A 24,443-nucleotide genomic window follows, 5' to 3' on the forward strand; every position below is an offset into this window, starting at 1 on the left:
CGCAGGCACGATCGCCGGCATCGCGCGTCACGCGCGCGCGAAAGCTCCGATGGAGGTCATCGACCATGTCGAGATCACCATCGAGGCCGGTCTGCACGGTGACTTTCGCGGCTATGTAAAGCCCGGCGGCAGGGGGCGGCGCCAGGTCACGCTGCTCGAACGCGGCGACTGGGACGCGGCGATGGCCGAGGTCGGCTGTGATATTCCCTGGTACGAACGCCGCGCGAACCTTCTCGTCGACGGCTTCGACCTTCCCCAGATACCCGGCACGCGGCTTCGCATCGGCGCGGACGTGGTGCTGGAGGTGACGCGCCACACCGATCCGTGCGAACGGATGGAAGCCCTGGCGCCAGGATTGTTCGCCGCGCTCACGTCCGACTGGCGGGGCGGGGCGTGTACCCGCGTTTTGATGGGCGGCAGAATCGCCGTCGGTGACGAGATCAGGATCGAAGAACCATGAGCAAGCCATACAAGACGCTCGACGACATGGGCGATGTGCGGGGCAAGCGCGTGCTTGTCCGCGAAGACCTCAACGTGCCGATGGCCGAAGGCGCCGTCACCGACGACACGCGCTTGCGGGCGACCGTCGCGACGGTCGGCGAACTGGCCGACAAGGGCGCGATCGTCCTGATCCTCGCCCATTTCGGCCGCCCCAAGGGCAATCCGAGCCCGGAATTGTCGCTCTCGCAGGTCGTCCGGCCGTATAGCGACGTGCTGGGCCGCGAGGTTCGCTATGTCGACTGGGAGGGCGCGGACGACGCGGTCGCCATACTCGAACCCGGCAATATCGCGGTTCTGGAGAACACGCGCTTCTTCGGCGGCGAGGAGACGAATGATCCGGCGGTGGTCGCGCGTTTTGCGAGCCTCGGCGATCTCTACGTCAACGACGCCTTCTCCGCCGCGCACCGCGCGCACGCCTCGACCGAGGGTCTGGCACACGTCCTGCCGGCCTTTGCTGGTCGTGCGATGGAGGCCGAACTCGACGCGCTCCAGAAGGCGCTCGGCGCGCCGGAGCATCCCGTCGCGGCAGTCGTTGGCGGCGCGAAGGTTTCGTCGAAGCTCGACGTGCTGCGGCACCTGGTCACGCGCGTCGATCACCTGATCATCGGCGGCGGCATGGCCAACACCTTCCTCGCAGCGCGCGGCGTCGATGTCGGCAAGAGCCTGTGCGAGCATGAACTCGCCGCCACCTGCGAACAGATCATGGAGGCCGCCGACAAGGCGAACTGCACCGTCCATCTGCCGTACGACGTCGTCGTCGCGAAGGAGTTCAAGCCGAACCCCGCCACGCGCACGATCAACGTGCACGAGGTCGCAGCGGATGAGATGATCCTCGACGTCGGCCCGGCTGCGGTCGAATCGCTTGGCGACGTCCTGAAGAATTGCCGGACTCTCGTCTGGAATGGTCCGCTCGGCGCATTCGAGACGCCGCCGTTCGACACCGCCACGGTCGCGCTCGCCAGGACGGCGGCGGCACTCACCGAGGGTGGTTCGCTGGTCTCGGTCGCGGGCGGTGGCGATACGGTCGCAGCGCTCAACCATGCCAGGGTCGCGGATGCGTTTACCTTCGTGTCGACCGCCGGCGGTGCGTTCCTGGAATGGATGGAGGGCAAGGACCTTCCCGGCGTCGCCGCGCTGACCCGTTAAGGCGTCGGCGCCGGCTCGTTGAGCAGGGGCACAAGCAGCGTGTTCAGGTCGGCCAGGTCGAACGCGCCGGGTTTCGCATAGCGGACGACCCCGGCGCGATCGATGATGTAGTTGGTCGGCAGCGCGCCCATCACGCCGAACGCGCCCTTGATCCGCCGCGCCGATGGTATTGCCAGCGCCGCGAAGACCGGTTTCAGTTTGTACGCCGGGAGCGAATCTTCGGTTGCGACCGCGAAGACGCGCAGAACGTTGTCCTTGCGCAGCCGGTAATAGGTGTCGAGCAGCGGCAATTCCGCCTTGCACGGCCCGCACCATGTCGCTCAGAAATTGAGGATGACGACCTGTCCGTGCAGGTCGGTGCTGCTGATCCTGCTGCCGTCGATCAGCGTCAGCTCGAATTTTGGCGCCCGGTCGCCGACCTTGATCGTCGCTGACGCGTGAGACGGCGTCATCGCGATCGCCAGCGCCAGTGCGCTCGCGATCACGCCCTTTATCGAAACCGTCATTGCCCGCTCTCCCCCCGGAGGTTTTCCCGACGCCAACCTCGGCGTCCGGGGATGGTGCGTCAATCCGTCCCTGGCGCGCGTTCGAGTACAGTCGAGCAGGGGTTGATCAAGCGCCGCCCCTTGCCTATGTTTAACATGTTAAACGGAGACTCGGATGCTCGGCGTCAGGCTCGATAGCGACCTCGAAGAACGACTCGCGGCGGTCGCCCGCACGCAAGGGCGCAGCAAGAGCGATATCGCACGTGAAGCCGTGCGCCGCTACGTCGAACGCCACGATGAAGCGTTCCTTGCGGAGGCAAAGCGGCAATCGCTCCTCGCTGCCGCACATGATCGACACGCGAAGGACGAAGACTGGGATGCCATGTTCGCGGAGTCCCTGACGTGAAAATTACACGGGGCATGGTCGTGATCGGGGCTGGCAAAGGGGAGTCTTCCCGGAAGCCACGACCGTTCCTCGTCGTTCAGTCAGACCTGTTCGCTGATCATGGCACGGTCTCGCTGTGCCCACTCACCAGCGTCATCACCGGCACCAGCCTCTTTCGCGTGTCGCTCGAGGCGTCGCCCGAGACGGGTCTTCTCTGCGACAGCGAGATTCAGGTCGACAGGCTCGACACGCTCGACCGCAACGCCATCGTCAAGATTATCGGTACGATACCCATCACCACCATGACCCGGGTCGACGACGCGCTGCGCCGCTGGCTCGAACTCTAAGACAGGAATGACCATGACCTCGACGATCACACCGCAAATCAAGACTATCCTCGACAAGTATGAGGCCACGAGTTCGGCGGTAAAGGCGAACCTTGCGCGCATCCTGATGCAGGGCAAGCTCGGCGGTACCGGCAAGCTGGTGATCCTGCCCGTCGACCAGGGTTTCGAGCACGGCCCGGCACGCAGCTTCTCGGTCAATCCGGCGGCCTATGACCCACACTATCATTACCAGCTCGCGATCGACGCGGGGCTCAGCGCCTATGCAGCGCCGCTCGGCATGCTCGAGGCGGGCGCGGACACGTTCGCCGGGCAGATCCCGACGATTCTGAAGTGCAACAGCTCGAACAGCTGGGCGACGACGATCGACCAGGCGGTGACCGCGACCGTGGCGGATGCGGTGCGGCTCGGCTCGGCGGCGATCGGCTTCACCATCTATCCGGGCGCGGACCAGTTCTTCGACCTGGTCGAGGAAATCCGCGAGCTGAGCGAAGAGGCCAAGTCGGTCGGCATCGCGACTGTGATCTGGTCCTATCCGCGTGGCGGCGAGCTGACCAAGGACGGCGAGCTCGCGCTCGACGTCGGCGCCTATGCCGCGCACATGGCGGCGCTGCTCGGTGCGCACATCATCAAGACCAAGCTGCCGACCGATCATATCGAGCAGAAGGAAGCCAAGCCGCTCTATGCCGGCACCGACTGGTCCAAGCAGGCCGATCGCGTCCGCCACGTCGTCCAGTCGAGCTTTGCCGGGCGTCGCATCAACGTGTTCTCGGGCGGCGCGTCCAAGGGTGCCGATGCGGTCTTCCAGGATGCACGCGATATTCGTGACGGCGGTGGCAACGGCTCGATCATCGGCCGCAACACCTTCCAGCGTCCGCGCGACGAGGCACTGGCGATGCTCGACCGGATCATCCGGATCTACAAGAACGAGGAATAAGCGCGGCTTCGCCCGTCCGTCATCCCGGCTCTGCGCCGGGGTGACGGGCGCGGCGCGACCCGCTAGGGGCGGGGAATGACCGAAGAAGATCCACTGGGCCCGCTCGACCCGACATTCGCCGAGAATTTCCGTCGCGACATGCGGCGGCCGCCATGTCAGCTCTATCTCGTCTCGCCGCTCGACGTCGGCGGCGACTTTCCCGAGCGGCTTGCGCGCGCGCTCGACGCCGGGCCGGTGGCCGCGTTCCAGTTCCGCGTGAAGGACATCGACCAACACGCCGCCGCCGCGCTCGGTGCGCCGCTGCGTGCGATCTGTGCCGAGCGCGATGTCGCGTTCATCGTCAACGACGATATCGGGCTGGCAAAGCGGCTCGACGCGGACGGCGTGCATCTCGGGCAGAGCGATGGCGATCCGCGCGAGGCGCGCGCGCAGCTCGGCCCCAATGCGCAGATCGGCGTGACCTGTCACGGCAGCCGGCATCTGGCGATGGAAGCGGGCGAGGCCGGTGCGGACTATGTCGCATTCGGGGCCTTTCATCCGACCACGACCAAGACCGTCGAGCATCTGGCCGAGCCCGTGCTCTTGTCCTGGTGGTCGACGCTGTTCGAAATGCCGTGTGTCGCGATCGGCGGGATCACGCCCGACAATGCCGCGGCGCTGGCGGCGGCGGGGGCCGATTTCATCGCGGTGTCGGGCGCCGTCTGGAATGGCGACGAGGTCGCTGCGGTCAAGGCATTCGGCGAGGTGCTCGCCAAGCGTTGAGTAGGTTGTCCGTCGCCGGATGCTTCGGGCGGCGCGCTGCTTGGCTCTGGATCCTGACTTTCGTCAGGATGACGGGAGGGGTCTTGGCTGGCGTCACGGAAACAACCGTCGTTCCAACCGTTTGATGCAGTAGCGTAACGGTTGGGATGACGAGCATGACGGCATTTGTGACGAAAGCTTCGGTTCTTGCAGGTTGCCTGCTCGCGGCCCTGCCGGCGATGGCGCAGCCTGTCCCTGCCAAGCCGGTACCGATCGACCGCAACGTACTTCACGTCCAGGTGATCCTCGATCATCTGGGTTTCGGTCCGGGCGTACTCGACGGTCGCGGCGGGCAATCGCTCGTGGCCGCGCTCAAGGGATTCCAGGAGGCGAAGGGGCTGCCGATCACGGGCAAGCCCGACACGCAGACGATGCGCGCGCTGTATCCCTATCGTGCGGCACGGCCGACCGTCACGGTCGCGCTGACGCCCGATATGCTGGCGGGGCCATTCGTCAATCCGCTGCCCAAGGACCCGGCGAAGCAGGCCGAGCTTCAGACGATCGGCTACCGGACGATCATGGAGAAGCTGGGTGAGATGTTCCACACCACGCCTGCGGTAATCATGGCCCTCAACTCGCCGTCGACCAAACTGTCGGCGGGGACAAAGGTGGTGTTCCCGAACGCTCTCCCGACGTCGCGCGACTATGATCCCAAGTTCCGTCCTGACTGGCGCGCGACGCTCAACATGCTGAACGTTGATGCGAAGCAGCCCCAGGCGGATCACGTCGTCGTCGACAAGTCCGACGGCGTCCTCCGGGTGCTCGACGCGAACGACAGGCTGATCGCGCAGTTCTCCGCGACGATGGGGTCGAGCCACGACCCGCTGCCGCTGGGGACGTGGACGATCAAGGGCTCTGACTATAACCCCAAATTCCACTTCAACCCGGCGCTGTTCTGGGATGCGAAGAAGGGACAGAAGAAGGAGATGCTGCCGCCGGGGCCGAACGGTCCGGTCGGCGTCGTCTGGATGGACCTTTCGAAGGATCATTACGGCATTCACGGCACGCCCAACCCCGAGACGATCGGGCGCGCCGAAAGCCATGGCTGTATCCGCCTGACGAACTGGGATGCGGCAAGGCTATCGATGATGATCAAGCCGGGGACCAAGGCGGTCTTCCAGGCCTGATCGCATGACGCGGACGTTCTGGGTTATTCTCGCGCTGATCGTCCTGGTGGTTGGCGCGTTCGCTTCGATGCTGTCTTTTGGGGATGGCGGGCGACGGTCGGTGGCGTGGCGCGCGTCGTCGCCGACGGCGTCGAACGTCGCGGTCGCGGAGGACGGGGTTGCGGACGCGCCCCGTTCGTTGACGATGCCGGTGCTGGGTGTCCCACGCACCGCGGTCGGCAACAGCTGGAACGATCCGCGCGGCGGCGGGCTGCGCGGGCATCATGGCACCGACATCATGGCGGCGGGCGGCACGCCGGTCGTCGCGGCGGCGCCAGGACGAATCGAGAAGCTGTTCCAGAGCGCGCTTGGCGGGATCACCGTCTATGTCCGGTCACCCGACCGGCGCTGGACCTATTATTATGCGCACCTCGCGGGCTATGCGCCGGGCGTGCGCGAAGGGATGGCGGTCGCGGCGGGGGACCGACTTGGCTATGTCGGCGACACTGGTGACGCGGGCGCAGGCAATTATCACCTGCATTTCGGGGTGAGCCGGATGCAGCCGGGCCAGCGCTGGTGGCAGGGCGAAGAGGTCAATCCCTACCCGCTGCTTGCCCGCGCGCGGCCATCCCGCTAAAGCGCGCGGCTTCGGGTTTCCGCACGGCCTTGCCTGGCGGACGGCCCCTAGCTCTTTCCAGCAGGAATCGGTCATGAAGATCAACGCGGTCGAGATTCGTCCCGGCAACATCCTTGAATATGAAGGCGGCATCTGGCGCGCCGTGAAGATTCAGCACACCCAGCCCGGCAAGGGCGGCGCCTATATGCAGGTCGAGATGAAGAACCTCATCGACGGCCGCAAGAGCAACACGCGCTTCCGCTCTGCCGAGAGCGTCGAGAAGGTCCGGCTTGACACCGTCGACTTCCAGTATCTGTTCCGCGACGGCGACGCGCTGACCTTCATGGACAAGGTCAATTACGAGCAGATCACGCTCGATGCCGACATTCTGGGCGACGCCGCGGCGTTCCTGCAGGACGGCATGGATGTCGTGATGGAGCTTTGGGAAGAGCGGCCGATCTCGGTCCAGTTGCCCGACACGATCGAGGCGCTGATCGTCGAGGCCGATGCCGTCGTGAAGGGGCAGACCGCCTCGTCGTCGTACAAGCCCGCGGTGCTCGAGAACGGCGTGCGCGTGATGGTCCCGCCGCATATCGGTGCCGGCACGCGGATCGTGGTCGATGTCTATGAGCAGACCTATGTAAGGCGTGCTGATTAAGGCCGAGCGGCCGAGACGGATAGCTTAAGCTATCCGCACGACCCGCCGGCCCGGCCGGCGGGCATGGCCCGGCCGACGACGCGGGCTTTGCCCGCGGCCTGGGTCTGCGGCACTGCCCCACCCCAACCCCTCCCCTGAAGGGGAGGGGCTGAAAGGATTGAAATGCCCAGCCATTCCGGCATCATGACCGTCATCGAGCGCGCCGCCCGCAAGGCCGCGCCGCGCCTGCGCCGCGATTTTAACGAGGTCCAGCAGCTGCAGGTCAGCCGCAAGGGCCCCGCCGACTTTGTCAGCCAGGCCGACCAGCGCGCCGAGCAGACGATCTTCGAAGAGCTGAGCCACGCACGCCCCGACTGGGGCATGTTGATGGAGGAGCGCGGCGAGGTCGCGGGTGATCCCAACAAGCCGCGCTTCATCGTCGACCCGCTCGATGGCACGTCGAACTTCCTCCACGGCATCCCGCATTTCTGCATCTCGATCGCGGTCGAGGAGCCGATGCCGAACGGCAAGCGCGAGGTCACGACTGCGCTCGTGTATCAGCCGCTCACCGACGAGAGCTTCTGGGCTGAGCGAGGCCGCGGCGCGTGGCTGACCGACCAGCGCCTGCGGGTGTCGTCGCGGCGCGATCTAGCCGATTCGCTGATCGCGACAGGTATTCCGTTCCTCGGTCATGGCGATTTTGCGCAGTGGAGCCGCATCTTCGGTGCGGTCGCGCCCGAGGTGGCGGGGATCCGCCGTCTCGGCGCGGCGGCGCTCGATCTCGCCTGGCTGGCAGCCGGGCGGTTCGACGCTTCTGGGAATCGAACCTGAAGCCGTGGGACGTCGCGGCGGGGATGTTGCTGGTCAAGGAAGCGGGCGGCTACGTGACTGACTTCCGCGGTGGCGACCGCGCGATGGAGCGCAACGAGTTCCTCGCGGCGAATGATGCGCTGCATTCGCGGCTGCATAGCTGGTGGCCGGCGCGCTGCGCTGAGGCATTGGGTCGTAGGCCGGGCCGGCCTACCAAATGTCCGTCACCCCAGTTTTTTGCTGGGGTGACGGTCTTGCTGGGGGCTACGACCGGCGCCTGGCGGTTGCCGTTGCTTGCACAACCATGCAGGTAACGCAGGTTTCCCGCGACGCTCATACGGCTGTTGCGAGTGATTCTCACGGGCCGCCAGCCTTGCCCCACGGGGCCCATCGGCCTAAAGGCTCCCCATCTGTTCGCATCTGCGAGAAGCCATTTGGTCGACCTGTCGCACTATCTTCCGATCCTCCTGTTCCTCGGGGTCGCCATCGCATTGTCGAGCACGTTCGTGTTCCTGCCGATGGCTGTCTCCAGGCTCACCGGGTCGCACAAGCCTACGCCTGAGAAGCTGAGCGAATATGAGTGCGGCTTCCCCGCATTCGAGGATCCGCGCAGCCAGTTCGACGTGCGCTTCTACCTGATCGCCATCCTCTTCATCATCTTTGATCTCGAGGCGGCGTTTCTGTTTCCCTGGGCCGTCTCGGTCTTCACGCTCGGCTGGACCGCGTGGATCTCGATGATGATCTTTATCGGCGAACTGGCCCTCGGCCTCGCCTATGCATGGAAGAAGGGAGCACTCGATTGGGAGTAGAGCTCACATCGCAGCCCGGTTCCGGTCTGCTGGCACCCGCCGGCGGTGGCGCGATCGTGCCGCCCGACCAGGGCTTTTTCGACGGCCTGAACGGTGAACTGACCGACAAGGGTTTCCTGGTCACCTCGACCGAGGAGCTGTTCCAGTGGGCCCGTACCGGCTCGCTGTGGTGGATGACGTTCGGGCTCGCCTGCTGCGCGGTCGAGATGATCCACGTCAACATGCCGCGCTACGATCTCGAGCGCTTCGGTGCCGCACCGCGCGCGTCGCCGCGTCAGTCGGACGTGATGATCGTCGCCGGAACGCTGTGCAATAAGATGGCGCCCGCACTTCGCAAAGTCTACGACCAGATGTCGGAGCCGAAATACGTGATCTCGATGGGATCATGCGCGAACGGCGGCGGCTATTATCATTATAGCTACAGCGTCGTGCGCGGCTGTGACCGGATCGTCCCCGTCGACATCTACGTCCCCGGGTGTCCGCCGACCGCGGAAGCGCTGCTGTACGGCATCATGCAGTTGCAGCGGAAGATCCGGCGGTCCGGGAGCATCGAACGGTGAGGGCGCCCGCACCAGCCTATGCCGCCAATGACGGCACGATCGACGCGGCCCGCGCCGCGCTCGGCGGCATGCTGCTCGACGCGGTCGACAAGGTCGGCGAGGTCGCTCTCCACGTTCGTCGCGAGGACCTGTATGACGCGATGATCGCACTGCGCGACACGCCGGGGCTTGCCTATCAGCAGCTCATGGAGATCGCCGGCGTCGACTATCCCGATCGTGCCGAGCGGTTCGAGGTCGTCTATTGCATGCTGTCGCTGACGCGGAACCACCGCCTGCGCGTCCATGTCGCGACCGACGAGGACAAGCCGGTACCGTCGGTGACCGACATCTGGCCGGTCGCCGGCTGGCTCGAGCGTGAAGTGTACGACATGTACGGCGTGCTGTTCAGCGGCAACCCGGACCTGCGCCGCATCCTGACCGATTACGGCTTTCGCGGGCATCCGCAGCGCAAGGACTTCCCGCTGACGGGCTATGTCGAGCTGCGCTATTCGGAAGAGGCGAAGCGCGTCGTGTACGAGCCGGTGCAGCTCGCACAGGATTTCCGCACGTTCGACTTCATGAGCCCGTGGGAGGGCGCCGAATACGTCCTTCCGGGTGACGAGAAGGGCGCACTGCCGCAGGCCAAGGGGGCGCAGACCCCGCTGTCGGCCGATACGATCGTCAAGGCGGATGCCGCACAGAGCGCGACCAAGGCGCCCGATGCGCCGAGCGAGCCCTATGCGAAGAAGGACGTCCAGAACACTACGCAGAGCGGTGCGGGCGAGCCCGATCCGGGCAACCAGAAGCAGGACAAGCCCGTGGAGTCGGACGTTATCCCGACCAAGGGCGGAGGACAGAACCAGTGAGTCTCTATGTAGAGGAGCTTCTGGGCGAGGGCGATGCGGCCGATCCCACGACCGGCGACGTCACGATCCAGAACTACACGATCAACTTCGGTCCACAGCATCCCGCGGCGCACGGCGTGCTCCGCCTGGTCATGGAGCTCGACGGCGAGATCGTCGAACGTGTCGACCCGCATGTCGGGCTGCTTCACCGCGGCACCGAGAAGCTGATCGAGTACAAGACCTACACGCAGGCGCTCCCGTATTTCGATCGTCTCGATTACTGCTCGCCGCTGTGCATGGAGCATAGCTGGGTGCTGGCGGTCGAGAAGCTGCTCGACCTCGAAGTGCCTGAGCGGGCGCAGTATCTGCGCGTGTTCTTCGCCGAGCTGACGCGCATCTCGAACCACATGCTCAACCTCGGCAGCCACGTCATGGACGTCGGCGCGATGACGCCGAACCTGTGGCTGTTCGAGATCCGCGAAGACTGCATGAACTTCTTCGAGCGCGTCAGCGGCGCGCGCATGCATTCCAACTATTTCCGTCCGGGTGGCGTGCATCAGGATGCACCGCTCAAGCTGCTCGCCGATATCGGCGACTGGCTCGACACGCGCCTGCCGCGGCTGTTCGAGGATGCGATTTCGCTCGTCGCGGACAACCGCATCTTCAAGCAGCGCAACGTCGACATCGCGATCGTCAGCCGTGACGATGCGATCAAATGGGGCTTTTCGGGCCCGATGATCCGCGGGTCGGGCATCGCCTGGGATCTGCGCAAGTCGCAGCCCTATGACGTCTATGCCAAGATGGACTTCGACGTGCCGGTCGGCACGCGTGGCGATTGCTATGACCGGTTCATGGTGCGCGTCGAGGAAGTGCGTCAGTCGGCACGGATCATGAAGCAGTGCCTGCGCGACATGCCCGAGGGTCCGATCGCGTCGCTCGACCGCAAGGTCGTGCCGCCCAAGCGCGCTGAGATGAAGCAGTCGATGGAAGCGCTGATCCATCACTTCAAGCTCTATACCGAGGGCTTCCATGTGCCCGCCGGCGACGTCTATGTCGCGACCGAAAGCCCCAAGGGCGAATTCGGCGTGTATCTGGTCGCCGACGGCAGCAACAAGCCGTACCGCTGCAAGATCCGCCCGACCGCGTTTTCGCATCTCCAGGCCTTCGACTTCATGGCGAAGGGTCACATGCTGGCAGATACGACCGCGATCCTCGGCGCGATGGATATCGTTTTTGGTGAATGTGACCGCTGATGGCTGAAGCTCCGAAAATTCCCGACGAGGCAGAGACCCGCGCACGCTGGGGCTCGTTCGCCTGGACGGACGAGAACCAGGTGAAGGCGAACGAGATCCTCGGGCGCTACCCGAAGGGCCGCGAGCAGTCGGCGTCGATCCCGTTCCTCGATCTTGCCCAGCGCCAGGTCGGTGCGGAAACGCAGACCCAGGGCTGGTTGCCGGTGCCGGTGATCGAGTTCGTCGCGCGTCAGATCGGCGTGCCGTACATGCGCGTCTATGAGGTCGTGACCTTCTACACGATGTTCAACCTCGCGCCGGTCGGTCGCTATCACGTGCAGGTCTGCGGCACGACGCCGTGCATGCTGCGCGGGTCGGACGACGTGCTGGCCGCGTGCAAGAACCGGGGCCTCGTCAAGGGCGGTACGACGCCGGACGGCATGTTCACGCTGACCGAGGTCGAGTGCCTGGGCACCTGCGCGAACGCGCCGATGGTTCAGATCAACGACGATAACTTCGAAGATCTCGACTACGACAAGACGACCGAAATCCTCGAGGCGCTTGCCAGTGGCGGCACGCCGACGCCGGGGCCGCAATTCGGCCGCCGCGCGAGTTGCCCCGAAGGCGGCCCGACCTCGCTCAAGGCGATGGTCGACGCGAACCACGATTACCGGGGGGAGTGGGCCTGATGCTCGCCGACAAGGACCGCATCTTCACCAACGTCTACGGTTTTCAGCCGTGGAATATCGACGCGGCGATCATGCGCGGCGATTGGGACAATACCAAGGACCTGATGGCGCTCGGCCAGGACGCGATCATCGATGTGATGAAGGCGTCGGGTCTGCGTGGCCGTGGCGGGGCAGGGTTCCCGACCGGCACGAAATGGTCGTTCATGCCCAAGGAGCCAAAGCCCGACCGGCCGAACTTCCTCGTCATCAACGCCGATGAATCCGAGCCGGGCAGCTGCAAGGATCGCGAGATCATCCGTCACGATCCGCACAAGCTGATCGAGGGCGCGCTGATCGCCGGGTTCGCGATGCGCGCGCGCGCCGCCTACATCTACATCCGCGGCGAATATATCCGCGAGGCGGAGACGCTGTTCGCAGCCGTCGCCGAGGCATATGATCGTGGCTTCGTCGGCAAGAATGCGTGCGGTTCGGGCTACGACTTCGACGTGTTCGTTCACCGGGGTGCGGGCGCCTATATCTGCGGCGAAGAGACTGCGATGCTCGAGAGCCTCGAGGGCAAGAAGGGCCAGCCGCGCCTCAAGCCGCCATTCCCGGCGGGCGCAGGCCTCTATGGCTGCCCGACGACGGTCAACAACGTCGAGTCGATCGCGGTCGCACCGACGATCCTTCGGCGTGGTGCTGCCTGGTTCTCGAGCTTCGGCGCAGAGAACAACCGCGGTACCAAGCTGTTCCAGATCAGCGGGCATGTGAACAAGCCCTGCGTCGTCGAGGAAGAGATGAGCATCTCGTTCCGCGACCTGATCGAGACGCATTGCGGTGGGATCCGTGGCGGCTGGGACAATCTGCTCGCGGTGATCCCGGGCGGCTCCTCGGTGCCGCTGGTGCCCGCCGCGCAGATCATGGACTGCGCGATGGACTTCGATGGCCTGAAGGCAGTCGGTTCGGGCCTCGGCACCGCGGCGATCATCGTCATGGACAAGTCGACCGACATCGTCCGTGCGATCAGCCGTATCTCCTACTTCTACAAGCATGAGAGCTGCGGCCAGTGCACACCGTGCCGCGAAGGCACCGGCTGGATGTGGCGCGTGATGGAGCGGATGCGCACCGGCGATGCCGAGCTGTCCGAGATCGACATGCTCCAGCAGGTCACCAAGCAGGTCGAGGGTCACTCGATCTGTGCGCTAGGGGACGCCGCAGCCTGGCCGATCCAGGGCCTGATCAAGCATTTCCGCCCAGAAATGGAACGCCGTATCCGCGAACGTGGTGGTGACACCGCGCCGATGATGGAAGCCGCAGAGTAATGCCCTTAGTCAAAGTCGATGGCGTAGAGATTGAGGTGCCGCAGGGTGCCACCGTGCTGCAGGCGTGCGAGCTTGCCGGCAAGGAGATCCCGCGTTTCTGTTACCACGAGCGGCTGAGCATCGCCGGCAATTGCCGGATGTGCCTGGTCGAGGTGAAGCCCGGTCCGCCCAAGCCGCAGGCGTCGTGCGCGCTGCCGGCCGCGGACAAGCAGGAGATCTTCACCAACTCGCCGATGGTCAAGAATGCCCGCGAGGGCATCATGGAATTCCTGCTGATCAACCATCCGCTCGATTGCCCGATCTGCGATCAGGGCGGCGAGTGCGATCTGCAGGACCAGTCGGTGGCCTATGGCCGCGGCCATTCGCGCTATGACGAGAACAAGCGCGCGGTCACCGAAAAGTATATGGGGCCGATCGTGAAGACGGTCATGACCCGCTGCATCCAGTGCACGCGCTGCATCCGCTTTGCCGAGGAAGTGTCCGGCGTCGAGGAGATCGGTGCGATCTTCCGCGGCGAGGACATGCAGATCACCTCGTATCTGGAAAACGCGGTCAAGAGCGAGCTGTCGGGCAACGTCGTCGATCTGTGCCCGGTCGGTGCGCTGACCTCGAAGCCCTACGCGTTCGAAGCGCGTCCGTGGGAATTGCGCAAGACGCTGACGATCGACGTCATGGACGCGGTCGGCACAAATATCCGGCTCGACAGCCGTGGTCGCCAGGTGCTGCGTTGCGTGCCGCGGATCAACGAGGACGTGAACGAGGAGTGGGCGACCGACAAGACGCGCCACGCGATCGACGGTCTCGTGCGTCGTCGCCTCGACAAGCCCTATGTCCGCGTGAACGGCAAGCTGGTTCCTGCGACATGGGACGAGGCCTTTGCAGCGATCAAGGCAATTGATGCCGGGTCGAGCGTAGCCGCGGTCGCAGGCGACCTGGTCGACTGCGAGACGATGTACGCCGCCAAGGCGCTGGTCGCGAAGATGGGCTCGACGATGCTCGAGGGCCGCCAGACCGGCATGGCCTATGACGCGTCGAACATCGCCGCGGTCAATTTCAACACGACGATCGCCGGCACCGAGCGTGCCGACGCGATCCTGCTGGTGGGTACCAACCTGCGCTGGGAAGCGCCGCTGGTGAACACGCGGGTCCGCAAGGCGATCAAGAAGGGCGCGAAGGTCTTCGCGATCGGGCCCGAGACCGAGCTGACCTACAAGGTCGAGTGGCTCGGCGACGATCTGGCGCTGCTCGGCAATCTGCCCGACGCGGTGACCGAGGCGTTCGGCAAGGCCGAGCGTCCGATGGTGATCGTCGGTGGCGCGGCGCTGAAGGGTGGCCACGGCGCCGCGCTGAAGCTCGTCGACACGCTGGGCCTCGTCAAGGACGGCTGGAACGGCTTCAACGTGGTCCATATGGCGGCGTCGCGGATGGGCGGGCTGATGCTCGGCTATGCGCAGACGGGCGGCATCGCCGACGTGATGGGGGCGAAGCTCGGCTTCTTCCTCGGCGCGGACGAGGTCGATTTCAGCCAGTTCGCGGGCTTCAAGGTGTTCGTGGGTCATCACGGCGACAAGGGTGCGGCGGCTGCCGACGTCATCCTGCCGGGCGTGACCTATGCCGAGAAGTCGGGAACCTGGGTCAATCTCGAAGGTCGCGTACAGCGCGGCGAGCGTGCAGTGTTCGCCCCCGGCGATGCGCGCGACGACTGGTCGATCTTCCGCGCGCTGTCCGATGCGCTCGGCCACACGCTGCCGTTCGACAGCTTCGAGGGGCTGCGCGAAGAAATGTTCGCTGCCGTTCCCGCGCTGCGTCATCAGGCGCTCGCGACATTCGAGTGGAACCCGCCGTCGCTCGGCGGTGCGGGTGAGGGGGTTCTGGCCGGTTATCCGATCAAGGACTTCTATCTGACCAACGCGATCTGCCGCGCATCGCCGACGATGCAGCGCTGCTCGGCTGAACTTCTCCACGGGGAAGACTTTGCGGAGGCAGCCGAATGATCTCCTGGTTCGAATCCTCGCTCGGTTACGACTGGGCGTTCTTCCTCGCGACGATCATCGACATTCTCGCAATCGCGCTGCCGGTGATGCTGGCGGTCGCGATGATCATCTATGCCGATCGCAAGATCTGGGCGGCGATGGCGCTTCGGCGTGGTCCGAACGTGGTGGGTCCCTTCGGCCTGCTGCAGAGCTTTGCCGACGGCCTGAAGGTGTTCCTGCAGGAGACGATCGTCCCCGCGGCTGCCAATCGCGCGCTGTTCCTGCTGGCGCCGATCATCACCTTCACGGTCGCGCTGATCGTCTGGGCGGTAATCCCGTTCCAGCCCGGCGTCGTGCTCGCCGACATCAATGTCGGCTTGCTCTACGTGCTCGCGGCGTCTTCGCTCGGCGTGTACGGGATCATCCTCGCGGGCTGGGCGTCGAATTCGAAATATCCGTTCTACTCGGCGCTGCGTGCGGCCGCGCAGATGGTCAGCTACGAAGTCGCGATCGGGTTCATCCTGATCTCGGTCGTCCTGTGGTCGGGCACGTTCAACCTGTCCGGCATCGTGACCGCGCAGCAGAACATGTTCGGGCTGCATATCAACGGCTATATCGTCAATCCGCTGCTGTTCCCGATGGCGGTGATGTTCTTCATCTCGAGCCTGGCGGAAACGCAGCGTGCACCGTTCGATCTGACCGAGGCGGAGAGCGAGCTCGTCGCCGGTTATCAGACCGAATATTCGTCGATGGCGTTCGCGCTCTTCTGGCTCGGTGAGTACGCCAACGTCATCCTGATGTGCGCGCTCAACGCGACGCTTTTCTGGGGTGGGTGGCTGCCGCCGGTCGACTGGGCACCGCTCTATTACGTGCCTGGGATCATCTGGCTGTTCGCCAAGATCCTGTTCTTCTTCTTCCTGTTCAGCTGGGTGAAGGCGACCGTGCCGCGCTATCGCTATGATCAGCTGATGCGGCTCGGCTGGAAGATTTTCCTGCCCGTCTCGCTGTTCTGGGTTTTCCTCGTGTCGGGCGTGTTGATGCTGACGCGCGTTGGAGTGGGTTCATGAGCGTTGCTCAGATCATCAAGTCGTTCACCCTGTGGGAATTCGTGAAGGCGCACGCGTTGACGCTTCGCTATTTCTTCAAGGAAAAGGCGACGATCAATTATCCATACGAGCGTAACCCGGTGTCCCCGCGGTTCCGCGGCGAGCATGCGCTGCGTCGCTACCCCAATGGTGAAGAGCGGTGCATCGCGTGCAAGCTGTGCGAGGCCGTGTGCCCCGCCCAGGCGATCACGATCGAGGCCGAACCGCGCGACGACGGCTCGCGCCGCACGACGCGCTACGACATCGACATGACCAAGTGCATCTATTGCGGCCTGTGCGCCGAGGCATGCCCGGTCGATGCGATCGTCGAGGGTCCGAACTACGAATTCTCGACCGAGACGCGCGAAGAGCTGATCTACGACAAGTCGAAGCTGCTCGATAACGGCGATCGCTGGGAAAGCGCGATCGCGGCGAACCTTGCCGCCGATGCGCCGTACCGTTAAGCGAGCGCCGCGATGACACAGATTAACTCCGTCATCCCAGCGCAGGCTGGGATCTCCCCGTTTCCGAGCGCGCCTGCGCGGCGTGAGACCCCGGCGTTCGCTGGGGTGACGAGGACCTCATGATCCAGGCCTTAGCCTTTTATCTCTTCGCCTCCGTCGTCGTCCTGTCGGGCGCCATGACGATCGCGTCGCGCAATCCGGTCCATTCGGTGATGTGGCTGATCCTCGCCTTCTTCAACGCGGCGGGTCTGATGATCCTCGTCGGGGCCGAGTTCATCGCGATGCTGCTCGTCATCGTCTATGTCGGTGCGGTCGCGGTGCTGTTCCTGTTCGTCGTCATGATGCTCGACATCGACTTTGCCGAGATGCGTGCCGGCGTGGCGCGGTACTTCGGTATCGGGCTGGCGCTCGCGGTTGCACTCGCCGCCGAGGTGATGATCGCGATCGGCGCATGGAGCACGGGGCCAATCCAGCTCGCGCGGCGCGCGGCGCCGATCGATGCCCGGGTGCCCAACATCCAGGCGATCGGCAATCTGCTCTACACGCGCTATTTATTCGTGTTCGAGGCGGCCGGGCTCGTCCTGCTCGTCGCGATGATCGGTGCGATCGTGCTGACGCATCGCCAGCGTGGCGGCGTGAAGGCGCAGAACATCAGTCGTCAGAACGCGCGCCGTCCGCAGGACGCAACGCGCAACACGCGCCCGGTCGTCGGGCAGGGAGTCGAACTGTGACGATCGGTCTCGTCCACTACCTCGTCGTCGCGGCGATCCTGTTCACCATGGGGGTGCTCGGCATCTTCCTGAACCGCAAGAACCTCATCGTCATCCTGATGGCGATCGAGCTGATCCTGCTCGCGGTGAACATCAATCTCGTCGCCTTCTCGGCCTTCCTCAACGATCTCGTCGGACAGGTGTTCGCGATGTTCGTGCTGACGGTCGCGGCGGGTGAGGCCGCGATCGGCCTGGCCATCCTGGTCATCTATTTCCGCGGTCGCGGCACCATTGCGGTCGACGACGTCAACCGGATGAAGGGGTAATACGGTTGATCCAGCTTATCGTCTTCCTGCCGTTACTGGCCGCGATCGTTGCCGGGTTCGGCAATCGCGCGATCGGCAACGTGCCGGCGAAAATCGTCACCACGGCCGCATTGTTCGCGTCGTGCCTGTTGTCCTGGCCGATCTTCCTCGGTTTCATGGCGGGCACCAGCAGCGCGACCGTCGAGCCGTTGCTCAACTTCATCCAGTCGGGCGACATGAACGTCGCGTGGTCGCTGCGCGTCGATGCGCTGACCGCGGTGATGCTCGTCGTCGTTACCTCGGTCTCGGCGCTCGTCCATCTGTATAGCTGGGGCTATATGGACGAGGATCCCGACCAGCCGCGCTTCTTTGCGTATCTGTCGCTGTTCACCTTCGCGATGCTGATGCTCGTGACCGCGAACAACCTCGTCCAGATGTTCTTCGGCTGGGAAGGCGTGGGCCTCGCGTCTTACCTCCTGATCGGGTTCTGGTTCCGCAAGCCGTCGGCCAGCGCGGCCGCGATCAAGGCGTTCGTCGTCAACCGCGTCGGCGATCTTGGCTTCATGCTCGGCATCTTCGGCACGTTCCTGGTGTTCGGCACGGTCTCGATCCCCGAGATCCTGGCCGCGGCGCCCGGCATGGCCGGCTCGACGATCGGCTTCCTCGGCTACCGCTTCGATACGATGACGGTGCTCTGCCTGCTGCTGTTCGTCGGCGCGATGGGCAAGTCGGCACAGCTTGGCCTGCACACCTGGCTGCCGGACGCGATGGAAGGCCCCACCCCGGTGTCGGCGCTGATCCACGCGGCGACGATGGTCACCGCGGGCGTGTTCATGGTCTGCCGCCTGTCGCCGATGTTCGAGATGAGCCCGGTCGCGCTGACCGTCGTCACCTCGGTCGGGGCCGCGACCTGCCTGTTCGCTGCAACGTGTGGCCTCGTCCAGACCGACATCAAGCGCGTCATCGCCTATTCGACCTGTTCGCAGCTCGGCTACATGTTCTTCGCAGCTGGCGTCGGCGCGTACGGCGCGGCGATGTTCCACCTGTTCACGCATGCCTTCTTCAAGGCTTTGCTGTTCCTGGGTGCCGGCTCGGTGATCCATGCGATGCACCACGAGCAGGACATGCGCTATTATGGCGGTCTGCGTAAGAAGATCCCGGTGACGTTCTGGGGCATGATGGCGGGTACGCTCGCGATCACCGGCGTCGGCATCCCCGGCATCTTCGGCAACACCGCATTCGGGTTCGCAGGCTTCCACTCGAAGGATGCGATCATCGAGGCGAGCTGGGCGGCCGGTCAGCCGGGCGTGTGGTTCGTCGGCGTGCTCGTCGCATTGCTCACCAGCTTCTATTCGTGGCGCGTGATGTTCCTCACCTTCTGGGGCAAGCCGCGCTGGGCCGCATCGGAGCACATCCAGCATGCGCTCCACGACGCCCATGGTCACGACGATCATGCGCACGACGCGCATCATGTCGACGATCACCACGCGAACCCGGCTAAGGCCGAGGACGCAGGCCATGCGCCGCATGATCATCACGATGCCGTGCATGCGCCGGCGGAAGGCGATGGCGGGTATCACCCGCATGAGAGCCCGCTGCCGATGCTGATCCCGCTGATCGTCCTGTCGATCGGTGCCGTGCTCGCAGGCTTCGTCTTCCACGGTTACTTCATCGAGCCGAGTGCGGGCGAAGAGTTCTGGAAGGGCGCACTCGCGTTCCGCGAACATCTGATGCACGAGATGCACGGCGTGCCGCTCATCATCAAGCTGTCGGCGACGATCGCGATGCTGCTCGGCCTGCTGACCGCCTGGTACGCCTATATCAAGAACCCGTCCTTCCCGGGCAAGGTGATCGAACAGTTCGGCGTGCTCTACGACTTCCTGCTGCATAAGTGGTATTTCGACGAGCTGTACGACCTGATCTTCGTCCGCCCCGCCTTTGCGATCGGCCGCTTCCTGTGGCACCGCGGTGACGAGAAGACGATCAACCGGTTCGGCCCCGACGGGTCGGCCTGGCTGGTCCAGGTCGGCGCGCGGGTCGCCGGCCGCTTCCAGACGGGATATCTCTACACCTATGCCTTCGTCATGCTGATCGGCCTGACAGCCGCCGTAACCTGGGCGATCGGACTCTATTGATGACCGGCTTTCCTATCCTTTCCGTCCTGATCGCGGTCCCGATGATCGCGGCCATCGCATGCCTGTTCGTCTCGGCGAACACGGCCCGGATGCTCGCGCTGGCGGCGACGCTGATCGACTTCGTGCTCGGCATCATGCTGTGGATGAACTTCGACATTGGCGGCGCGCAGTGGCAATTCGTCGAGCACGCCCCCGGCATCTTCGGGCCGTTTGGCTGGTCGCTCGGCATCGACGGCTTCGCGCTGATGCTGATCATGCTCAGCGTGTTCCTGATGCCGATCTGCATCGGCGCCAGCTGGCGCTCGATCACGACCCGCGTGCCGGAATATATGGCGGCGTTCCTGTTCACCGAAGTGCTGATGATCGGCACGTTCGCGGCACAGGACCTGTTCCTGTTCTACGTCTTCTTCGAAGCCGGCCTGATCCCGATGTACCTGATCATCGGCATCTGGGGCGGGGCGAACAGGATCTACGCGTCGTACAAGTTCTTCCTGTACACGCTGCTCGGCTCGGTCCTGATGTTCATCGCGATGCTGTACATGGCGAAGACCGCGGGCACGACGAGCATTCCGGCGCTGCTGAACTACGACATCCCGGCGCACGTGCAGACGTGGCTGTGGCTGGCGTTCTTCGCGTCGTTTGCGGTCAAGATGCCGATGTGGCCGGTCCATACCTGGTTGCCCGACGCGCACGTGCAGGCGCCGACCGCAGGGTCGGTAATCCTGGCGGGCGTGCTGCTCAAGCTCGGCGGATACGGCTTCCTGCGCTTCCTGCTGCCGATGTTTCCCGAAGCCTCGGGCCAGCTCACCTGGCTGATCTTCGGCCTGTCGGCGGTCGCGGTGATCTACACGTCGCTGGTCGCGCTCGTGCAGTCGGACATGAAGAAGCTGATCGCCTATTCGTCGGTCGCGCATATGGCGATCGTCACGATCGGTCTGTTCGCGTTCAACCGGCAGGGCATCGAAGGCGCGATGATCATGATGCTGAGCCACGGGCTGGTGTCGGGTGCGTTGTTCCTGTGCGTCGGCGTGATCTACGATCAGCTCCATACCCGCGAGATCTCGCGCTATGGCGGCCTGGCGATCAACATGCCGCGCTATGCGATCTTCTTCCTGTTCTTCACCATGGCGTCGATCGGTTTGCCGGGCACCAGCGGCTTCGTCGCCGAGTTCCTGTCGCTGATGGGCACCTATCAGGTCTCGACCTGGACGGCGCTGCTCTGCACGACGAGCATCATCCTCGGTGCGGCGTACATGCTGTATCTCTACCGTCGCGTGGTCTTTGGCGAGATCAAGTCGGACGAGGTTCGCGGCATGGTCGACCTGTCGGCGCGCGAATTCTGGTTGCTCGCACCGATCGCAGCCGTCGTGCTGTGGATGGGCGTCTATCCCGAGAGCTTCCTCGCGCCGATGCGCAAGGATGTGAGCGTCCTGCTCGCGCGCGTCGACCGCGCCAAGCCGGCCAGCGATTCGAACCCAACTGCGGGGAAGGCTGCCACCGTGCATGAAGCCGCGCACGGGGAGGCACACTGATGGAATACGCCGCTAACATCGCAATGACGCTGCCCGAGCTGGTGCTGGCACTGGGCGCGATCGCGCTGATGCTCGTTTCGGCCTGGGGCGGGGACACGTCGACGCGCGCCGTGTCGATCGCATCCGTGTTCGTCCTGGTCGGCGCCGGGATCGCGCTGGTCGGCCCGGCATCGTCGGGCGGCTATGCGTTCGACGGCCTCTACCGTGCCGATGCGTTCGGTGCCTTTGCCAAGGTGCTGATCTACATCGCCTCTGCCGTCGCGATCATGATGGCGCCGAGCTTCTTCGCACGGTCGCAGGGCGAGGATCTTCGTCCCGAATATCCGGTGCTGATCCTGCTGTCGGCCTGTGGCATGGGCATCATGGTCTCGGCCAGCGACATGCTGACGCTCTATGTCGGTCTCGAGCTGCAGAGCCTTGCGGCGTATGTCCTCGCCAGCTTCATGCGGCGCGACGGGCGGTCGGCCGAGGCGGGTCTGAAGTATTTCGTGCTTGGCGCGCTCGCCAGCGGCATCCTGTTGTACGGTATTTCGCTGGTTTACGGGTTCAGCGGTACGACGCTGTTCTCGGGCATCGCCGACGCCTATGCCGGGACCAAGTCGCTTGGCTTGCTGTTCGGTCTGGTGTTCGTCTTCGCAGGCCTCGCATTCAAGATCAGCGCAGTGCCGTTCCACATGTGGACGCCCGACGTTATGAAGGCGCACCGACGCCCGTCACCGCCTTCTTCGCCTCGGCTCCCAAGGTCGCGGCAATGGCGATGGCGGTACGCGTCGCGATCGAGGCAATGGGGCCGGCGACGGACCAGTGGCGTCAGATCGTGATCTTCGCGGCGCTTGCCTCGATCATCCTCGGCGCGGTCGCGGCAATCGGTCAGACCAACGTCAAGCGCCTGCTGGCCTATTCGTCGATCAACAATGTCGGCTTCGCACTGATCGGTCTCGCTGCAGGGACGCCGGAAGGTGTGTCGGGCGTGCTGATGTATCTGACGATCTATGTCGCGATGACCTTGGGCTCGTTCCTGGTCGTGCTGCAGATGCGCGGCGATGACGGGCAGCCGGTCGAGACGATCGCGAGCCTGGCGGGCATGTCGCGGACGCGGCCGGGGCTTGCCGCCGCACTCGCGATCTTCATGTTCAGCCTTGCCGGTATTCCGCCGCTGTTCGGCTTCTATGCGAAGTTCGCGGTGTTCAGTGCGGCAGTCGATGCAGGCCTCTTCCCGCTCGCCGTGGTCGGCATCGCGGCATCGGTGATCGGCGCCTATTATTACCTGCGCGTCGTCAAGACGATGTACTTCGACGATCCGGCACCCGCCTTTGCGCCGATGGAGAACAAGGTCGAGGGCGGGTTGATCGCGCTGGCGGCGGTATTCGTCTCGCCGGCCGGCTATCTGCTCATCCCCGTGCTCGGCGCATGGACGATGGCGGCAGCGCGGGCGTTGTTCTGAGCATTATCCGTACCGTTGCGGAAACAGGATCGACCAATGCCGACCTGCTGGCGCTGGCTCGCACCGGCGCCGATGACGGCCTCTGGCTGAGGGCGGTTCGGCAGACTGCAGGACGCGGCCGGCAGGGGCGGGAATGGTCGTCCCCCGACGGCAATCTCTATGCGAGCACGCTGGTGCGGTTGCGCCTGGGCGATCCGCCCGCCGCCAGCCTCGCGCTCGTCGCGGCAGTCGCGTTGTATGAGACCGTGTCGACCCTTCTCATCGACGGTATCCGGCAGGCGACGACGGACTCGAGCGCGACACTGCTACTCAAATGGCCGAACGACCTGCTGCTCGCCGATGCCAAGCTTTCCGGTATCCTGCTCGAGCGCGCGGACGACTCGGTCGTCGTTGGTTTTGGCGTCAACATTGCACACCATCCCGAGCTGGCCGATCGTAAGACGACCGATCTCGCGGTGCACGGCGTCGTCGTTGAGCCGTCGTCGTTCCTCGACATCCTTGCAGACGGCTTTGCGCGCTGGGTTGCGCGTTGGCGGACCGAGGGGCTGGCGCCGGTCCGCGCGCGCTGGGTCGATTGCGCGCATCCGGCGGGCACCGCGCTGACCGCGCGGCTCGCGGACGGGGAGGCGGTCGACGGGCTGTTCGAGGGGCTCGATCTCGATGGCGCGTTGATCCTGCGCACAGCGTCGGGCGAGCGTCGTGTCATCCACGCCGCCGACATATTCCTGCTGTGATGCGGCGCGTCATCGCCATCGCCGCGGGTCTCGACTATGCACTATCCGCACGGAAAGGTTGAAGGTCCCCGCATGCTGCTCGCCATCGATGCCGGCAATACCAATGTCGTGTTCGCGCTCGTCGAGAAGGGCGTCATCGTCGCGCGGTGGCGGATCGCGACCGATCCACGCCGCACCGCGGACGAGTATGCGGTGTGGCTGAGCCAGCTGATGCAGCTTGGCGGGCATGATCGGGGGGCGGTCGAGGGCGTCATTATCGCGACGGTCGTGCCGCGCGCGCTGCACAATCTGCAGGTGCTCGCGTCGAAATATTTCGCGACCGAGGCGCTGATCGCCGGCCGCGCGCCGGTCGAATGGGGGATCGCGATCGATGTCGACGAGCCCGCCTCGCTGGGCGCTGATCGTGCGGTAAATACGATCGCCGCGCATGCGCTGCACGACGGCGACCTGATCGTCATCGATTTCGGCACCGCGACGACGTTCGACCTCGTCGACTATCGCGGCGCGTATAAGGGCGGCATCATCGCGCCGGGGATCAACCTGTCGCTCGACGCGCTGGTCACCGCTGCCGCCAAATTGCCGCGGATCGCGATCGAGGCGCCCGCCGATACCAGCGTGATCGGGCTGAACACGGTCTCGCAGATGCACATCGGCATCTACTGGGGCTATGTCGCGATCATCGAGGGGCTGGTCGCGCGGATGAAGGCCGAGGTCGGGCGTCCGGTCAAGGTCATCGCGACCGGCGGACTTGCCACCCTCTTCGAAAAACAGACCGACGTGTTCGACGTCATCGAGGCCGACCTGACGATCCAGGGGCTGGCGATGATGTGGGACCGTCACCATATCTAGGGCCATTGGGCTCGCGCCAACCGGCCTGC

The 24,443-nt window shown here is 64.8% G+C and carries 24 protein-coding genes and 3 pseudogenes; 26 read left to right on the plus strand and 1 reads right to left on the minus strand.

Annotated elements, in window-relative coordinates; genetic code table 11:
- Positions 1-49 precede the first annotated feature (49 nt).
- Positions 50-460: an MOSC domain-containing protein gene (locus tag NI18_RS01220; RefSeq protein WP_052148901.1), complete on the plus strand. Its 411-nt coding sequence runs from the start codon at positions 50-52 to the stop codon at positions 458-460.
- Positions 457-1,647, plus strand: a complete 1,191-nt coding sequence (locus tag NI18_RS01225) for a phosphoglycerate kinase (RefSeq protein ID WP_037527509.1) — start codon at positions 457-459, stop codon at positions 1,645-1,647. The genes NI18_RS01220 and NI18_RS01225 overlap by 4 nt, the downstream gene beginning before the upstream one ends.
- Here the strand turns inward: NI18_RS01225 and NI18_RS01230 are convergent.
- A pseudogene (locus NI18_RS01230) lies at positions 1,644-2,099 on the minus strand (TlpA disulfide reductase family protein). The gene NI18_RS01225 and the pseudogene NI18_RS01230 overlap by 4 nt on opposite strands.
- 208 nt (positions 2,100-2,307) lie before the next feature.
- On the opposite strand from NI18_RS01230, the gene NI18_RS01235 reads away from it, so the two are divergent.
- The 24 genes and pseudogenes from NI18_RS01235 to NI18_RS01350 all read left to right on the plus strand — a co-directional run bounded on the left by NI18_RS01235 (position 2,308) and on the right by NI18_RS01350 (position 24,414).
- Positions 2,308-2,538 carry a ribbon-helix-helix protein, CopG family gene (locus tag NI18_RS01235; protein ID WP_037527511.1) on the plus strand — a complete coding sequence of 77 codons (231 nt, stop codon included), beginning with the start codon at positions 2,308-2,310 and terminating at the stop codon, positions 2,536-2,538.
- The gene (locus NI18_RS01240) at positions 2,535-2,864 is read left to right on the plus strand and encodes a type II toxin-antitoxin system PemK/MazF family toxin (protein ID WP_081877811.1); all 330 of its coding nucleotides are present in this window, start codon (positions 2,535-2,537) and stop codon (positions 2,862-2,864) included. The genes NI18_RS01235 and NI18_RS01240 overlap by 4 nt, the downstream gene beginning before the upstream one ends.
- 13 nt (positions 2,865-2,877) lie before the next feature.
- Positions 2,878-3,798, plus strand: a complete 921-nt coding sequence (locus tag NI18_RS01245) for a class I fructose-bisphosphate aldolase (RefSeq protein ID WP_037527538.1) — start codon at positions 2,878-2,880, stop codon at positions 3,796-3,798.
- 75 nt (positions 3,799-3,873) lie between these two features.
- Positions 3,874-4,560, plus strand: a complete 687-nt coding sequence (gene thiE / locus NI18_RS01250) for a thiamine phosphate synthase (RefSeq protein ID WP_031440955.1) — start codon at positions 3,874-3,876, stop codon at positions 4,558-4,560.
- A gap of 155 nt (positions 4,561-4,715) precedes the next feature.
- Complete coding sequence (locus NI18_RS01255) at positions 4,716-5,726, plus strand: L,D-transpeptidase family protein (RefSeq protein WP_037527541.1); 1,011 nt, start codon at positions 4,716-4,718, stop codon at positions 5,724-5,726.
- 4 nt (positions 5,727-5,730) lie between these two features.
- The gene (locus NI18_RS01260; RefSeq protein ID WP_031440953.1) at positions 5,731-6,342 is read left to right on the plus strand and encodes a M23 family metallopeptidase; all 612 of its coding nucleotides are present in this window, start codon (positions 5,731-5,733) and stop codon (positions 6,340-6,342) included.
- Between the two features lie 73 nt (positions 6,343-6,415).
- Complete coding sequence (efp, locus tag NI18_RS01265) at positions 6,416-6,979, plus strand: elongation factor P (protein WP_037527514.1); 564 nt, start codon at positions 6,416-6,418, stop codon at positions 6,977-6,979.
- Positions 6,980-7,141: 162 nt separating this feature from the next.
- Positions 7,142-7,952: pseudogene (locus NI18_RS01270) on the plus strand (inositol monophosphatase family protein).
- A 250-nt stretch (positions 7,953-8,202) separates the two neighbouring features.
- Complete coding sequence (locus NI18_RS01275) at positions 8,203-8,577, plus strand: NADH-quinone oxidoreductase subunit A (protein WP_031393845.1); 375 nt, start codon at positions 8,203-8,205, stop codon at positions 8,575-8,577.
- Complete coding sequence (locus NI18_RS01280; protein ID WP_037527518.1) at positions 8,568-9,137, plus strand: NADH-quinone oxidoreductase subunit B; 570 nt, start codon at positions 8,568-8,570, stop codon at positions 9,135-9,137. Before NI18_RS01275 ends, NI18_RS01280 begins: the two co-directional genes overlap by 10 nt.
- Positions 9,134-9,982 (plus strand): NADH-quinone oxidoreductase subunit C, encoded by an 849-nt coding sequence (locus tag NI18_RS01285; RefSeq protein WP_037527520.1) that lies wholly within the window; start codon positions 9,134-9,136, stop codon positions 9,980-9,982. The genes NI18_RS01280 and NI18_RS01285 overlap by 4 nt, the downstream gene beginning before the upstream one ends.
- Complete coding sequence (locus tag NI18_RS01290; protein ID WP_031393842.1) at positions 9,979-11,214, plus strand: NADH-quinone oxidoreductase subunit D; 1,236 nt, start codon at positions 9,979-9,981, stop codon at positions 11,212-11,214. Before NI18_RS01285 ends, NI18_RS01290 begins: the two co-directional genes overlap by 4 nt.
- A complete protein-coding gene (locus tag NI18_RS01295) occupies positions 11,214-11,882 on the plus strand; it encodes an NAD(P)H-dependent oxidoreductase subunit E (RefSeq protein ID WP_031393841.1) in 669 nt (222 codons plus the stop codon). Before NI18_RS01290 ends, NI18_RS01295 begins: the two co-directional genes overlap by 1 nt.
- Positions 11,882-13,183: an NADH-quinone oxidoreductase subunit NuoF gene (gene nuoF, locus NI18_RS01300; RefSeq protein WP_031393840.1), complete on the plus strand. Its 1,302-nt coding sequence runs from the start codon at positions 11,882-11,884 to the stop codon at positions 13,181-13,183. Before NI18_RS01295 ends, nuoF begins: the two co-directional genes overlap by 1 nt.
- A complete protein-coding gene (gene nuoG / locus NI18_RS01305) occupies positions 13,183-15,177 on the plus strand; it encodes an NADH-quinone oxidoreductase subunit NuoG (protein WP_037527522.1) in 1,995 nt (664 codons plus the stop codon). Before nuoF ends, nuoG begins: the two co-directional genes overlap by 1 nt.
- Positions 15,174-16,223: an NADH-quinone oxidoreductase subunit NuoH gene (nuoH, locus tag NI18_RS01310; protein ID WP_031393838.1), complete on the plus strand. Its 1,050-nt coding sequence runs from the start codon at positions 15,174-15,176 to the stop codon at positions 16,221-16,223. The genes nuoG and nuoH overlap by 4 nt, the downstream gene beginning before the upstream one ends.
- The gene (nuoI, locus tag NI18_RS01315; RefSeq protein WP_031393837.1) at positions 16,220-16,705 is read left to right on the plus strand and encodes an NADH-quinone oxidoreductase subunit NuoI; all 486 of its coding nucleotides are present in this window, start codon (positions 16,220-16,222) and stop codon (positions 16,703-16,705) included. The genes nuoH and nuoI overlap by 4 nt, the downstream gene beginning before the upstream one ends.
- Positions 16,706-16,824: 119 nt before the next feature.
- Positions 16,825-17,436 carry an NADH-quinone oxidoreductase subunit J gene (locus NI18_RS01320; protein ID WP_037527524.1) on the plus strand — a complete coding sequence of 204 codons (612 nt, stop codon included), beginning with the start codon at positions 16,825-16,827 and terminating at the stop codon, positions 17,434-17,436.
- Between the two features lie 2 nt (positions 17,437-17,438).
- Positions 17,439-17,741: an NADH-quinone oxidoreductase subunit NuoK gene (gene nuoK, locus NI18_RS01325; RefSeq protein WP_081874317.1), complete on the plus strand. Its 303-nt coding sequence runs from the start codon at positions 17,439-17,441 to the stop codon at positions 17,739-17,741.
- Between the two features lie 5 nt (positions 17,742-17,746).
- Positions 17,747-19,855, plus strand: coding sequence for an NADH-quinone oxidoreductase subunit L (gene nuoL / locus NI18_RS01330; RefSeq protein WP_037527526.1), 2,109 nt, complete (start codon positions 17,747-17,749; stop codon positions 19,853-19,855).
- A complete protein-coding gene (locus NI18_RS01335; RefSeq protein ID WP_037527528.1) occupies positions 19,855-21,387 on the plus strand; it encodes an NADH-quinone oxidoreductase subunit M in 1,533 nt (510 codons plus the stop codon). The genes nuoL and NI18_RS01335 overlap by 1 nt, the downstream gene beginning before the upstream one ends.
- Positions 21,387-22,831: pseudogene (gene nuoN, locus NI18_RS01340) on the plus strand (NADH-quinone oxidoreductase subunit NuoN). Before NI18_RS01335 ends, nuoN begins: the two are co-directional and overlap by 1 nt.
- A complete protein-coding gene (locus NI18_RS01345) occupies positions 22,798-23,565 on the plus strand; it encodes a biotin--[acetyl-CoA-carboxylase] ligase (protein ID WP_192008327.1) in 768 nt (255 codons plus the stop codon). The pseudogene nuoN and the gene NI18_RS01345 overlap by 34 nt, the downstream one beginning before the upstream one ends.
- A gap of 72 nt (positions 23,566-23,637) precedes the next feature.
- Positions 23,638-24,414, plus strand: coding sequence for a type III pantothenate kinase (locus NI18_RS01350; RefSeq protein WP_037527544.1), 777 nt, complete (start codon positions 23,638-23,640; stop codon positions 24,412-24,414).
- Positions 24,415-24,443: the final 29 nt, after the last annotated feature.

The organism is Sphingomonas sp. Ant20 (assembly GCF_000783375.1).
Classification (GTDB): domain Bacteria; phylum Pseudomonadota; class Alphaproteobacteria; order Sphingomonadales; family Sphingomonadaceae; genus Sphingomonas; species Sphingomonas aerolata.